Genomic DNA, 13,550 nt, shown 5'->3' with positions numbered 1-13,550 from the left:
GATTGAATCGATAGGCCGCGGCGTACTGGATGCCCCGGTCAAGCCGGGGCATGACACCGAGGATTAGGAAGCGAGCTCCCACTCCTCGCGCACGCCGTCATCACGCTCGCGCGCTATGGCGGTTGCTCTCATCGTTTCGAACTCATCCCGCGGCACCAACTGCCCCAGCGCCCATACCGCAGCCCCGCGTACCAGCGCGCTCTCATCCTCCAGCAATCGCCGCGCCTCGTCCGCCAGTGCCGCATCACCGGAGTTGCCGATCGCGATCAGCACGTTGCGCAAAAAGCGGTCGCGGCCGATGCGTTTCACCGGCGATTTGGTGAACAGCGCGCGAAACGCAGCGTCGTCGAGCCGTGCGAGCTCGGCAAGACCTGGCGCGCGCAAAGCGTCACGTGCGGCGAGCTTGGCCTCACGGCCCTCCTGCGCGAACTTGTTCCAGGGACAGGCGGCGAGGCAATCGTCGCAACCATAGATGCGGTTGCCGATCCTTTTACGAAATTCGCGCGGGATCGGGCCCTTGTTCTCGATGGTGAGATACGAGATGCAGCGCCGCGCATCGAGCCTGTAGGGCGCGGGAAAGGCCGCGGTCGGGCAGATGTCGAGGCACGCCCGGCACGAGCCGCAATGATCGATCTCGGCGTCGTCGCGCGGCAGTTCCAGCGTGGTGTAGATCGCGCCGAGAAACAGCCATGAGCCGAATTCGCGCGAGACCAGATTGGTATGCTTGCCCTGCCAGCCCAGATGCGCGGCTTGCGCCAGCGGTTTCTCCATCACGGCCGCAGTGTCGACGAATACTTTCACTTCACAAGGCTTCACCTCACAAGTTGCGGTCGCGACCAGCCATCGCGCCAGTGCCTTCAGGCGCTTCTTGATGAGGTCGTGATAGTCGTCGCCCTGCGCATAGACCGAGATCGCCGCGCGCGTGCGCTGTTGCAGGATCGCGAGCGGATCCTGGTCGGGGCCGTAATTGACGCCGAGCATGATGACGCTGCGCACGTCCTGCCACAGCCCGCGGGGATCGACCCGGCGCTCCGGCTGCGCGGCGAGCCAGTCCATGTCGCCATGGCCGCCGGATGCGATGAATTCGAGAAAGTGTTTTCCGGCGCTTTCGATCGTGCCGGGCTCCGTAATGCCGATGCAGTCGAAGCCGAGCGCACGTGCTTCGTTTGCCAGCGCCGTCTTCAGTTCGGTCGGATCGGAGTTCAGAAGTCCAGGTCCACGTAGGTCCGCGACGCCGGCACGCCCGCCAGCCATTCGCTCAACAGCGGACGGAACGACGGGCGGGATTTCACCCGTGCGTACCAGGCCTTTGCCGCGTCGTCCTCGCTCCATGGCACGTCGCCCAGATAGTCGATCGCCGAGAGGTGCGCCGCGGCGGCGAGATCCGCGTAGGTGAGCCGGTCGCCGGCGAGGAAATTACGCGTCTGCGCCAGCCAGCCGATATAGGCCAGATGATAGCGCACGTTTGCCTTGGCGGCGCGCATCACGTCGGCCGAGGGCGGGCCCCCGCCGTTGTCCTCGCTCATGAAGCGCTTGTAGATGCGCTCGGTGACGAGCGGGTGGGAGACTTCCTCGAAAAACTTTTCGTTGAACCAGGCCATCAGCCGGCGGACCTCGACGCGCTCGCCGATCGTGTCCGGCATCAGGCGCTTAAGTCCCATCTCAGAGCCATAGGCCTCGTCGACATATTCGGCGACGATCGCCGCGCCCGGGATCGGCGGCTGCTCGTCGTCCACCAGGACGGGCGTCGTGCCCGCCGCATTGAGCAGCAGAAATGCTTCGCGCCGCTCCCAGCTGCGCTCTTCGATCAGCTTCAGCTCAAGCCCGTATTCTCCCGCGATCAGGCGGATGAACCGCGAATGCGGACAGAACGGATGATGAAACAGCGTAAACATGAAGCCTTTGACTATGTGATGGTGCTTAAGAATCCATCAATGTTTTGTGCGGCGCCACACTAGTCATTCAAAACCGCGAAGCAAGGGCGCGACGCCGCATTTTGCGATTGCAGCAAGGGAGCGGATGGGCGAGAAGAGCCCCGCTTTTCCAGCCGAAATGGACCGTAAATATGTCAGATGCAATACGGGCAGTGATCCTCGGCATCATCGAGGGTGTGACCGAGTTCCTTCCCGTGTCCTCGACCGGCCATTTGCTGCTTGCTGAGCGCTTTTTCCATCTCGGCGAAGGCGCGTTCTGGGATTCGTTTACGGTCCTGATCCAGCTCGGCGCGATCCTCGCGATCGTCGTGTTGTACTTCAAGAAATTGTGGGACGTCGCGATCGGGATGTTCACGGGTGACGTCTATGCACGCCGCTTCGTGATCGGCGTGCTGGTGGCGTTCCTTCCCGCCGTCATCGTCGGTCTCGTCGGCGGCAAATACATCAAGAGTCTGCTGTTCAATCCCTGGGTGGTGTGCTTCTCGCTGATCGTCGGCGGCGCCATCCTGCTCTGGGTCGACAAGCTCGATCTCAAGGCGCGCGAGCATGACGCCACCCGGTTTCCGCTGCTGATGTATCTTTACATCGGTATCGCGCAGTGTCTGGCGATGATCCCGGGCGTGTCGCGCTCCGGTGCAACCATTGTCTCCGCCATGCTGCTCGGGGCCGATAAGCGCGCGGCGGCGGAGTTCTCGTTCTTCCTCGCCATTCCCACCATGATCGGCGCGTTCGCCTACGATTTCTACAAGAACCGCTCCGAGATGACGATGGACCACATGGGCATCGTCGCGATCGGCTTCGTGGTGTCGTTCGTCACCGCCATCATCGTGGTGAAGACGTTCCTGGAATACGTCACCCGCCACGGCTTCGTGGTGTTCGCCTGGTGGCGCGTGATCGTCGGCACCCTCGGCCTGATCGCGCTGGCACTGGGGCGGTAACCCCGAACTTCAAACAATTGACTGCGGGGATGGTTACGCGCTCTTGCGCTGGAATTGCCCGGCGGCGCGGAAACGCCAGAGATATTGCGGGGCGATCGCTTCAAGCGAGTCGGGCGCGATGCCGAGGCCTTCCAGCGTTAGCCCAGCGGCCTTCGCCGCGTCCGACACGACATTGTCGCGCGCGAGCAGCGTGACCTGGTCCGGCGTCAGCTTCAGCGCGCCCGGCGCGAATTGCAGGAAGTTGGCCTTGAAGCGGGCGAGGCCAAACGGCAGCGGCATCAGCATCGGCTTGCGATCGGCAATCGCGAGAATGGCCTCGATGATCTCGCGCATGGTCAGGACTTCCGGGCCGCCGAGCTCGTAGGTCGCGCCCGCCTTGGCCTTGCCGTCGACGGCATCCGCGACCGCGGTGGCGACGTCGCCGACATAGACCGGCTGCATCTTCGTGTCGCCGCCGATCAGCGGCAGCACCGGCGACATCCGCGCCAGCGCCGCGAAGCGGTTGGTGAATTGGTCCTCGGGGCCGAACATCACGGAGGGGCGGAAGATCGTCGCCGACGGCACCGCGGCCAGGACCGCGGCTTCTCCGGCCGCCTTGGCCCTGGCATAGCGCGAGGGCGATTCCGCGTCGGCGCCGATCGCCGAGACATGGATCAGCTGTGCCCCCGCGGCCGCGGCCGCCTTGGCGATGGTCTCGGCGCCCTTGGCCTGGACGGCGTCAAAACTCTGCGCGCCACCCTCGGCGAGGATGCCGACCAGATTGATCACGATCTGCGAATCACGCAGTGCCGCCTCAATCGAGGCCGGATAACGGACATTCGCCTGCACGGTGTGGACCTGCCCGACCTTGCCGGAGGGCTGGAGGTACCCGGCCAGCTCCGGCCGCCGCACCGCGACCCGGACCCGGTAGTCGCGCCGGCACAGCGCGCGGACGACATTCCGGCCCAAAAACCCCGATCCGCCGAAAACCGTGACGAGCGTGTCCAGATTCGATGCCATGGGATCCATTCCTGGGGTCCATATCCTGCGGGAAGAGTGCGTCTCGTCAGGCTTGTATCGGGCCGGTTTGCGATGCGCAATCCGCATCCCGAAGCGGGGTTCAAGCATGAATTGACAACCGCGTCACCGAACCGTAGTAACCGCCTCCGTGCCTAACCGGCATGCCCAGGTGGTGGAATTGGTAGACGCGCTGGCTTCAGGTGCCAGTGGCTTAACGGCCGTGAAGGTTCGAGTCCTTTCCTGGGCACCATCTCCTACTCAAGCGATTGAAATCGCTTTTGCAGGGAATTTGAGTTGCTGACCGGTACTCAAAACCGAGGCACGGCGATCGCAGGCGATCTGGAGGCTGGCTTCAGTCGTTCAGGCAAGCGCTACGCGCCGACGTCCACCGCGCTCGCGGCCGAAGCCGTCATCGCTATGTGGGAAAAGGTCGGCAAAGCTGATGACCCCAAGCGCCTAAGAGGTCTCAATGCTCGTTGACCGCGGCGCCGAGCTTGATCAGGCTCAGCGAGCGGTTCGCGGTCTCGCGCAGGCGGCAGTAGCTCGCGCTGCCCCGGTACATGCCGGGATCGACCTTGTCGAAGACCGCGCAGAAGCCATCACGCGACGCGGCGAAAGTTTTCTGCGAGTCATTGACCGCCTTGATCGCGTCGGCGAACCCGCCGGCCTGAACCTTCTTTAGCGCCTCATTGGTTTTCTGCGTCCAAATGGCGAGTTCGCGCGCCGCGCAGGCTTTCCATTTGGCGACATCGTCATTCGCGCCCTCTGCCGCTTTGATGCAGGGGTCGGCGACGAGCCCAACGCACGCGCCGCCGAAACCGCCGGTTTTCTCCGCGGTCTTCAGGCAGCCATCGATCACCGCAAGTTCGGCTGGCGCGATGCCTTGGGCGAAAGCCATCGATGCGATCGGGAGGCTTGCGGCGAGCATCGCGACGGCAAGTTTGAGCTTCATTGGAGATCTCCGTTCGACGCATCGAAAATATGGAACAGAACACCACTGCGAGCGCATGAAGCTCAGCGAGACGGTAGACCGGCGGATGTGGCGGAAGGGCCGGCCGGCGAGTGCGAAGGGAAAACGAGGGGGTATGCGGCTTCGGCTACGCCCTCTCCAATCAATGCCTTTGATGTGCCTTGACCTGACTTACGGGATTTTCGACCAATAGGTGATACATGCAACTTTGGTCATCGAAGGCCCAGCGTTGGTTCACCTGAATGTGGAACAGGAGCTACGCTGACGAATAATGACGGCGGGACCGCTTAAGGCACGCACTGGCGATCTCCACGCTGCGCGGTCGCGGTCTCGCGGGCCTCCATTTGGACAACTGAAGGTGACGATCGAGTCTTTTCCTGGGCACCACACCCAACCCAGGTCGTTGAATCGCTCCCGCCGGTGAGACCACCTCCGCCCCCGAAGCCGGTGACTGCGCCGCCGCCGCTGCCGAAACCGGTAGCTGAAGCGATTTCGGGCATTTTCCAGCAATGCCATTAATAACAGCTCGGGGATGAGACGATGCAGGTCCGCTTCGAAGATTTCCAAGTGTAAACAGCTGCTTGGGAGACCTCGGAAGCCCGCCGTTGAGCGGAATTTCATTCCGCCAATCCCCCCTCGGTTGCATCGTCCGAATTTACCCCGCTTTAGACAAACTAGCTCTTAGTCAGCGGGCAGGCTCGCATCCGGCCGTCGGCGAGCGCGGAGCCATCGGGCTCGCTTTATCGTGGGGGAAGCGGTGGATCAGCATCAGGTCTGGCACGAGCCGGCATTCGACAAGGCTGCGAACGCGATCAGCCCGTTTCTCCTGAGATCGGGAATTTATCTGTTCCTGATCTCGTTCATCTGCCTGTTCTACGTCTTGAACGCGCCGCTTCTGCTCGGCCATTACGATCTGGGCTGGCATCTGGCGGCCGGAGATATCATCCGGGAGCGCAACGCCATCCCGCTCCACGACCCCTGGTCGTTCACCCACGGCGACAAGCCATGGCTCAATCTGTCCTGGCTCTGGGACGCGCTTGCCAGTGCGACGTTTCAATACGCAGGCTTTGGCAGCCTCGTCCTGCTGACGGTGGCCTGCGGCGCAGCGATCGTCGGCATCCTGACCGCGATCTCTCTCGGCTACGGCGCGTCGGCGATCGCGGTCTGCGTCTCGGTCTTCTTGGCCTGCCTGCTCTATCCCGCTTACGAAGCTTCGCCGAACATGTATCTCGCGGTCTCGCCGAATACATGCACGATGTTGTTCTGCGTCGTCTTCTATCGCGAATGCCTGCGACGAACGCGATGGTTCGTGCTTCCCGTGTTGATGGTGCTCTGGGCCAATCTGCATGGCGGTTTTCTGCTCGGCTTTTTCGTGATCGGCGTCTTCTGCGGCGGCGCCGTGCTCAGAGGGGCCTGGGCCGAGCTCCGGATCCTTGCTCTCGCGGGGATCGGGTGCCTTGCCGCGACCTCCATCAATCCGCTCGGCTGGAATATCTATGCCGGTGCCGCCGCGACGATGGGGCACTTCGTCCAGGGCAATATCGGCGAATGGCTGTCCTACTATCACAACATGGAAATGCCGGGCAGCATTCCCGGCATCCTGTACATGCTGGCCTTCGTCGCGCTCGAGCTTCGCTACAGAAACTCCAGACCGATCCCGCTCGAGCCGAGATTGATGTCCTGGCTGTTTCTGATTCTGGGACTGTATCAGTTCAGGTACATCGCTTTCTTCTTCATTTTCTCGACCGCGCCGATGGCGCTTCACCTCAGCCGCTTGCTGCCTGAGCGTCTCACCGGTCGGGACGTGAGGGGAGCGTTGCTGGCCGCCGGCATCGTCGGTCTCGGCACCCTGCCGATGGCCTATTTGAACGTTGCACCGGCGCTCGCACTTCCGTCGATGCTGTCGAGTGAAGATGCCGGCTATCTGCGAAAGCATCTCGCAGGTCGGCGGGTCCTGAACAATTGGAACGTCGGCGGCTACCTGATCTTCGCGACGCACGGCACCGTCCCCCCATTCGTCGACGGTCGCGCCGCGACCGCCTATCCGGACGATTTGCTGCGCGACTATTTCAAGCTGGTGAGCTGGGAGATCGACGAAGCCGCGTGGGACATGGTGCTCGACAAATACCGGATCGACGCCGTGCTGTGGGTCAAGGCGCACGAACAGCTGCGGCGATTTCTGGTGGAGCGGCGAGGCTGGCGCGAGCAATACACCGGCGCTTACGAGACCGTTTACGTCAGGCCGCAATCCGGTTTCGCCGGCGAAGCCAAAAGACAATGACGACCAGCGCCGCGGCTCTGTATGACCAGCCGCGCCTGATGCTTGCGCCGGCGGCTGCCAGCGGATACATCGCGGCCGGCCCTCGCCAGCGTCTGTGCCGGGGATTAGCCTGCAAAGCGCACCGATTCGATTGAGGTTTGAAACGCCATGACCGTACGCCTGCACCGCGGCGACCTGCCCGATCTGTCCCGCTATACCGGAGCGGTGGCGATCGACACCGAGACCATGGGCCTGAACCCGCATCGCGACCGGCTCTGCGTGGTGCAGCTCTCACCCGGCGACGGCAGCGCGGACGTGGTGCAGATCCCCAAAGGTCATACCGACGCGCCGAACTTGAAGGCGCTTTTGGCCAATCCCGCGAACACGAAAATCTTCCACTTTGCGCGGTTCGACGTCGCGGTGCTGTACCAGACGTTTGGTGTCATGACCGGGCCGATCTACTGCACCAAGATCGCCTCCCGCCTGATCCGCACCTATACCGACCGCCATGGCCTCAAGGACCTCGTGCGCGAGGTGCTCAATGTCGACCTCTCCAAGCAGCAGCAATCGAGCGATTGGGGTTCCGACAGCCTGACCGAGCCGCAGCTCGCCTACGCCGCCTCCGACGTGCTGCATCTGCACGGCTTGCGCGAGCGGCTCGATGCCATGCTGGCGCGGGAAGGCCGCACGGCGCTGGCCAAAGCCTGTTTCGACTTCCTGCCGACCCGCGCTTTGCTCGATCTCCAGGGCTGGGCCGAAGAGGACATTTTCGCGCATTCCTAGAGTTTAGCGCGGCGGCCAAGCTGGGCGGTCGCCCCGTTTCAGACACTTTCGTAACGGCCTGTCGCGGGCTGCATATTTTGGCGTTGCCGGCTACAATGGGGCGCCCGCCAGCCGGACAAGGCGAGCGACACCTCAGGAGCCCAGGTGAATTCGGCCCACAATGTCACCTACGACGCCGCGCTCGCGGCGAAGTTCGCCAGCGCGGCGCGCCACAGCCGCCTGGTGCGGATTCTGCGCATCGCGGTGCCGACGACAGTGGCCGCGGCCATGGGTCTGCTCGTCCTCATCTCGACCATTTTCAACCCGTTCCAGATCCCCGTGAAGCTCGACTCCGGAAATCTCGTGGTCACTGGCACGAAGATCACGATGGAATCGCCGCACATGTCCGGCTTCACGCCGGACCAGCGGCCCTACGAGCTCTGGGCCAAGACCGCGACCCAGGACATCACCGATCCCGATCATGTCGATCTCCATGATTTGCGCGCGAAGGTGCTGATGGAAGACCAATCGACCCTGTTCCTCGATGCCCGCACTGGACGGTTCGACAACAAGCAGCAGCAGCTCGACCTGCACAAGGACATCTTCCTGCGCACCTCGACCGGCTACGAGGCGCGGCTGAACTCGGCCTTCGTCGACATGGGCAAGGGCACGGTCTCCTCGGACGAGCATGTCGACGTCAAGCTGACCAACGGAACGCTGACGGCCGATCGGCTGCGGATCACGGAAGGCGGCGACGTCATCCGCTTCGAAGGGAATGTGGTGATGCACCTCGACAAGCTGGACGATCCTGCCGCCACTCAGCCCGCGCCGACTGAACCCGCGCCGGCTGCGAAGACACGTACGCCCCAGAACAAGTCCGCCAATTCAAAGTGATTTTCATGATCAGGTTTTTTCCGCGCAACGACGGCAAGCGGCGCGTCATCCCGGGTGCGGCCGCGCTCGCCGTCGGCATCGCACTGGTCGCAACGGGTGCGGCGATCGCGCAGAGCACGATGCAAGGCGTGCCCAACGCGATGCAGGGCTTCTCGCAGAACCGCGATCAGCCGATCCAGATCGAGGCCGCCTCGCTCGAGATGCGCGACAAGAAGAAGGAAGCGACGTTTTCCGGCAATGTGAAGGTCATTCAGGGCGACACCACCATGACCTCGAAGACGCTGGTGGTGTTTTACGATTCGGGCGGCGACAAGCCGGCCGCGCCACAGCCTGCGGCAAAGGCGACCAAGGGGGCGCCGATGCAGTCGGCGACGCCGGGACCGGGCGGCAACTCCTCGATCAAGCGACTGGAGGCGCGCGGCAATGTCGTCGTCACCCAGAAGGACCAGGTGGTCACGGGCGAGACCGCCGTGTTCGACACCCGCACCAACCTCATCACCATGCTCGGGGGCGTCGTCTTGACGCAGTGCAAGAACGTGCTGCGCGGCGACCGGCTGGCGGTCGACATGACCACGGGCGTGTCGCGTGTGGAATCCGATAGCGGCCGGGTGCAGGCGCTGCTGCCGCAGGGCGGCGGCAATGATTGCGGATCCGGAGGCGCGGGCAAGCCCGGCGCGGGACCTCTGCAATTGCCTGGCGCAACTAAACCCAAATAAGTCAGCGTAGACCCAAGCCCGTCAAAGTAAATTTGAAGAATGATTTCAGACGCTTGGGTCGATCATCGCCGATCCGAGGTTGAAGCTTGCGCGCCGAGACTGTATCTAGCGCGAAGGGCTTTCGAAGCGGGGTTCGCCGCTTTTCGGGCGTGTTTCACTGGGCATGAGACATCCCTTCATTCATGCTGCGTCGGCGAATCCTGAAGCCGGCGTGGCAGATCGCGCGAAGACCGCGCAGGATCGTCGCGAAAGGCTAGAAGGCGGGGATGGTCGATCTCTTCAGCATGTTCCGTCGGCGCCCCGCCAAACGCGGCCGGCCAGGATTTGCGCGCCAGGACATCACCGCGCTCGCTGACAGCGTCGGCGGCCTCGTCAGCCCTGTCAGGGACGCGCCGCCGATCGCCCGTAACCAGCCGATGCACGCACCCGATCAGTTCCAAGGGGACTATCAAGCCGAGCAGCCCCGGGCCCAGGCGGTTCATCCCGTGAGGGCTGCCGGCAGGCCCAACGGTTCCGGCGGGCCTCAGCTCTTGAAGCGGCCGGGCTTCCTGGCTGTGCATAGCGTGGAAAAGAGTTTTGGCAGCCGCCAGGTCGTGCGCGGCGTCAGCATCTATGTGCGCCGTGGCGAAGCGGTCGGCCTGCTCGGCCCCAACGGCGCCGGCAAGACCACCGTGTTCTACATGATCACCGGCCTGATCAAGGCCGATCGCGGCGCGATCGAGCTCGACGGCCACGACGTCACCAAGCTGCCGATGTATCAGCGCGCGCGGCTCGGGATCGGCTATCTGCCGCAGGAGGCCTCGATCTTCCGCGGTCTCACCGTCGAGCAGAACATCCGCGCCGTGCTCGAAGTGGTCGAGCCGTCGCGCAAGAAGCGCGAGCAGCAGCTCGACTCGCTGCTCGACGAATTCAACATCACGCGCCTAAGGAAATCGCCGTCGATTGCGTTGTCCGGCGGTGAGCGGCGCCGCGTCGAGATCGCGCGCGCACTGGCGACGCGTCCGAACTACATGCTGCTCGACGAGCCCTTTGCCGGCATCGATCCGATCGCGGTCGGCGACATCCAGGACCTCGTCCGCCATCTCACCAACCGCGGCATCGGCGTGCTGATCACCGACCACAATGTGCGCGAGACGCTCGGCCTCACCGATCGCGCCTACATCGTCTATGCCGGTGAGATCCTGACCGAGGGGAGCCCGGATGAGATCGTCGCCGATCCGGACGTGCGCCGCCTTTACCTTGGCGAGGAATTCCGCCTCTAGCCCGTTTTTCCAATTCGTCAAGACGTGTACATCGGGCTTGGACTAGGATAAGCAAAAATCGGACCAACTTTTGGGATCGGTTCTTGCTTCATGGCGCTTTCGCAGAGATTAGAGTTCCGGCAATCGCAGTCGCTGGTCATGACGCCGCAGTTGATGCAGGCGATCAAGCTGCTGCAATTGTCCAATCTCGATCTCACGACGTTCGTCGAAGAGGAACTCGAGCGTAATCCCCTGCTGGAACGGGCCAATGACGAGCCGCCCGCGGGCGAGGGCCCGGCCGAGACCGGCCAGTTCAATGACAGCGACGGCGGCCACAACGACGAGCCGGGCGGCGGCCCGGGCGAAGCCTTCGAGCCCGGCCAGGAAGAGTGGATGAGCAAGGATCTCGGCACCCGCGCCGAGATCGAGCAGACCATGGACACCGGGCTGGACAACGTCTTCTCCGAGGAACCGGCCGAGGCGGCCGCGCGCAACGCCCAGGATGCGGCGCCGACCACCTACACCGAATGGGGCGGCGGCGCCTCCGGTGACGAGGACTACAATCTCGAAGCCTTTGTCGCCGCGGAGACCACGCTCGGCGACCATCTCGCCGAGCAGCTCTCGGTTGCCTTCACCGGGGCCGCGCAGCGCATGATCGGCCAGTATCTGATCGACCTCGTCGACGAAGCCGGCTACCTGCCGCCGGATCTCGGGCAGGCCGCCGAACGGCTGGGCGCATCGCAACAGGACGTCGAGAACGTTCTTGCCGTACTGCAGAAATTCGATCCGCCCGGCGTCTGCGCGCGCAATTTGAGCGAATGCCTGGCGATCCAGCTCCGCGAGCTCGACCGTTACGATCCCGCGATGCAGGCCCTGGTCGAGCATCTCGACCTCCTCGCCAAGCGCGACATCGGAGCCTTGCGCAAGGTTTGCGGCGTCGACGATGAGGACATCGCCGACATGATCGGCGAGATCCGCCGGCTCAATCCCAAGCCCGGCATGAAGTTCGGCACGGCCCGGCTCCAGACCATGGTGCCCGATGTCTATGTCCGCCCGGGACCCGATGGCGGCTGGCATGTCGAGCTCAACAGCGACACCTTGCCGCGCGTGCTGGTCAACCAGACCTACTATTCGCAGCTCTCGAAGAAGATCGGCAAGGACGGCGACAAATCGTATTTCACCGATGCGCTTCAGAACGCGACCTGGCTGGTGCGTGCGCTCGACCAGCGCGCCCGCACCATCCTGAAAGTCGCAACCGAAATCGTGCGCCAGCAGGACGGCTTCTTCATCCATGGTGTGGCGCATCTGCGACCGCTGAATCTGAAGGCCGTCGCCGACGCCATTCAGATGCATGAATCCACGGTGTCGCGCGTCACCGCCAACAAATACATGGCGACCAATCGCGGCACGTTTGAGCTGAAATATTTCTTCACGGCCTCGATTGCATCGGCCGATGGCGGCGAGGCTCATTCGGCCGAAGCCGTGCGCCACCACATCAAGCAGCTGATCGATGCGGAGGCGCCCTCCTCGATCCTGTCCGACGACACCATCGTGGAACGCTTGCGCGGCTCGGGCATTGATATCGCCCGCCGCACGGTCGCGAAGTACCGCGAAGCCATGCGCATTCCTTCCTCGGTGCAACGCCGTCGCGACAAGCAGAGCGCTCTTGGTAACGTCGTCTCCACCGCCATGGCCGATCGCTCCCGCAATCCCGAACCGGCCTGATTGCGCCGGCGCGAAATCGCGCTACTCTCGATCTGCTATCGGGCCCAAATCCAGGCCAGGCACGAACCAAGTGAGGTTCACATGACTCTCCGCATCTCGGGAAAGAGCGTCAACGTCGGCGAGGCCCTGCGCGGCCGCGTCAACGACCGGACTGAAGAGGTCCTGCGCAAATATTTCGACGGCAATTACTCTGGTCACATCACGCTGAGCAAGGACGGCTTCGGCTTCCGCACCGACTGTGCGCTGCATCTTGATTCGGGAATCACGCTCGAGGCCGATTCCAACGCACCGGACGCCTATGCCAGTGCCGACCAGGCGCTGGTGATGATCGAGAAGCGGCTCAAGCGCTACAAGAGCCGGCTCAAGGATCGCTCCGCCCGCAAGGCCCATGTCGCCTCCGCGGCGCTGGCCGCGATGGATGCCACCAGCTACGTGCTGGAGGCACCGGGCGAGGGTGAGGATGAGGACGAGATCACCGGCTACAGCCCCGTCATCATCGCCGAGGCCACCACCTCGCTGAAGCCGCTGTCCGTGAGCGAAGCGGTCATGGAACTCGACCTCAGCGGGGCGCCCTGCCTGGTGTTTCAGCACGGCTCCTCCGGCCGGGTGAACATCATTTACCGCCGGGCCGACGGCAATGTCGGCTGGATAGACCCCCCGGGGGTCAAGACGGACGGCAAGGTGGGTGGCAAGGCGTGAGGCCGTCGGGCGACGCTCTGGGGGCCCCGCGCCGGGGCCCCTTTCCGCCTTAACAATGACCGGGGCAAAGCTGCACGCGGGAGTTGGCACCGGGATTGCGTTGGAGTAGAAGCCCCCCACATCAGGGGCGAGCTAAGTCCGCCTCCTGCTTCATCTTCTTGACGTCGGCCCGCCCAGGTTCTTTGTCCAGGCTGGCCAATTCGGAACCTGACGTTTTCATTCACCTCGGAAAACTTCCATGCCGATTACCGATCTGGTCGCGCCCGAGGCGATTCTCCCGGCATTGAAGGTCAACAGCAAGAAGCAGGCGCTTCAGGAACTCGCGGCCAAGGCCGCCGAGTTGACCGGGCAGAACGAGCGTTCCGTGTTCGAGGTACTCCTGCAACGCGAGAAGCTCGGCACCACTGCGGTC

The 13,550-nt window shown here is 63.5% G+C and carries 13 protein-coding genes, 1 tRNA gene and 1 pseudogene; 11 read left to right on the top strand and 4 right to left on the bottom strand.

Annotated features, from left to right (window positions below; all coding sequences use genetic code 11):
* Positions 1 to 63: 63 nt before the first annotated feature.
* Together queG and IVB32_RS39230 are read right to left on the bottom strand one after the other, a co-directional pair.
* Positions 64 to 1,254 (bottom strand): tRNA epoxyqueuosine(34) reductase QueG, encoded by a 1,191-nt coding sequence (queG, locus tag IVB32_RS39235; RefSeq protein ID WP_247413101.1) that lies wholly within the window; start codon positions 1,252 to 1,254, stop codon positions 64 to 66.
* Complete coding sequence (locus IVB32_RS39230) at positions 1,203 to 1,895, bottom strand: glutathione S-transferase family protein (RefSeq protein WP_018455735.1); 693 nt, start codon at positions 1,893 to 1,895, stop codon at positions 1,203 to 1,205. The genes queG and IVB32_RS39230 overlap by 52 nt, the downstream gene beginning before the upstream one ends.
* 170 nt (positions 1,896 to 2,065) lie before the next feature.
* Here IVB32_RS39230 and IVB32_RS39225 point away from each other — a divergent pair, with 170 nt between their 5' ends.
* A complete protein-coding gene (locus tag IVB32_RS39225; RefSeq protein WP_026233013.1) occupies positions 2,066 to 2,872 on the top strand; it encodes an undecaprenyl-diphosphate phosphatase in 807 nt (268 codons plus the stop codon).
* Positions 2,873 to 2,905: 33 nt separating this feature from the next.
* Here IVB32_RS39225 and IVB32_RS39220 read toward each other — a convergent pair whose 3' ends face one another.
* The gene (locus IVB32_RS39220) at positions 2,906 to 3,871 is read right to left on the bottom strand and encodes a complex I NDUFA9 subunit family protein (RefSeq protein WP_018455737.1); all 966 of its coding nucleotides are present in this window, start codon (positions 3,869 to 3,871) and stop codon (positions 2,906 to 2,908) included.
* Between the two features lie 163 nt (positions 3,872 to 4,034).
* Between IVB32_RS39220 and IVB32_RS39215 the strand changes: the two genes are divergently transcribed.
* Both IVB32_RS39215 and IVB32_RS39210 read left to right on the top strand, forming a co-directional pair.
* Positions 4,035 to 4,121: transfer RNA gene (locus IVB32_RS39215), tRNA-Leu, on the top strand.
* 44 nt (positions 4,122 to 4,165) lie between these two features.
* Entirely contained in the window at positions 4,166 to 4,351 is a 186-nt protein-coding gene (locus tag IVB32_RS39210; protein WP_157642950.1) for a hypothetical protein, read from the top strand.
* Here IVB32_RS39210 and IVB32_RS39205 read toward each other — a convergent pair.
* The gene (locus IVB32_RS39205; protein ID WP_247413098.1) at positions 4,338 to 4,730 is read right to left on the bottom strand and encodes a lysozyme inhibitor LprI family protein; all 393 of its coding nucleotides are present in this window, start codon (positions 4,728 to 4,730) and stop codon (positions 4,338 to 4,340) included. The two genes, IVB32_RS39210 and IVB32_RS39205, sit on opposite strands and share 14 nt — an antisense overlap.
* Before the next feature lie 868 nt (positions 4,731 to 5,598).
* On the opposite strand from IVB32_RS39205, the gene IVB32_RS39200 reads away from it, so the two are divergent.
* The 8 genes and pseudogenes from IVB32_RS39200 to IVB32_RS39165 form a co-directional block, all read left to right on the top strand.
* Positions 5,599 to 7,122: a hypothetical protein gene (locus IVB32_RS39200; protein WP_247370552.1), complete on the top strand. Its 1,524-nt coding sequence runs from the start codon at positions 5,599 to 5,601 to the stop codon at positions 7,120 to 7,122.
* A 147-nt stretch (positions 7,123 to 7,269) separates the two neighbouring features.
* Positions 7,270 to 7,884 (top strand): ribonuclease D, encoded by a 615-nt coding sequence (locus IVB32_RS39195; RefSeq protein ID WP_007598566.1) that lies wholly within the window; start codon positions 7,270 to 7,272, stop codon positions 7,882 to 7,884.
* 144 nt (positions 7,885 to 8,028) lie between these two features.
* Positions 8,029 to 8,757: an LPS export ABC transporter periplasmic protein LptC gene (gene lptC / locus IVB32_RS39190; RefSeq protein WP_018455740.1), complete on the top strand. Its 729-nt coding sequence runs from the start codon at positions 8,029 to 8,031 to the stop codon at positions 8,755 to 8,757.
* Positions 8,758 to 8,762: 5 nt separating this feature from the next.
* Positions 8,763 to 9,473: an LptA/OstA family protein gene (locus IVB32_RS39185; protein ID WP_026233014.1), complete on the top strand. Its 711-nt coding sequence runs from the start codon at positions 8,763 to 8,765 to the stop codon at positions 9,471 to 9,473.
* 266 nt (positions 9,474 to 9,739) lie between these two features.
* Positions 9,740 to 10,735 (top strand): LPS export ABC transporter ATP-binding protein, encoded by a 996-nt coding sequence (gene lptB, locus IVB32_RS39180; RefSeq protein ID WP_247370550.1) that lies wholly within the window; start codon positions 9,740 to 9,742, stop codon positions 10,733 to 10,735.
* A gap of 90 nt (positions 10,736 to 10,825) precedes the next feature.
* Positions 10,826 to 12,439: an RNA polymerase factor sigma-54 gene (gene rpoN / locus IVB32_RS39175; protein WP_247295847.1), complete on the top strand. Its 1,614-nt coding sequence runs from the start codon at positions 10,826 to 10,828 to the stop codon at positions 12,437 to 12,439.
* A gap of 81 nt (positions 12,440 to 12,520) precedes the next feature.
* Positions 12,521 to 13,138, top strand: coding sequence for a ribosome-associated translation inhibitor RaiA (gene raiA, locus IVB32_RS39170; protein WP_026233016.1), 618 nt, complete (start codon positions 12,521 to 12,523; stop codon positions 13,136 to 13,138).
* Between the two features lie 238 nt (positions 13,139 to 13,376).
* Positions 13,377 to 13,550 (top strand): annotated as a pseudogene (locus IVB32_RS39165) (PTS sugar transporter subunit IIA); the annotation flags it as partial.

The sequence above is a fragment of the Bradyrhizobium sp. 23 genome (assembly GCF_023073295.1).
In the GTDB taxonomy this organism is placed as follows: Bacteria; Pseudomonadota; Alphaproteobacteria; order Rhizobiales; family Xanthobacteraceae; genus Bradyrhizobium; species Bradyrhizobium canariense_D.
The sequence above is the reverse complement of the archived record's forward strand: the minus strand, read 5'-3'. Positions and strand labels throughout refer to the sequence as shown.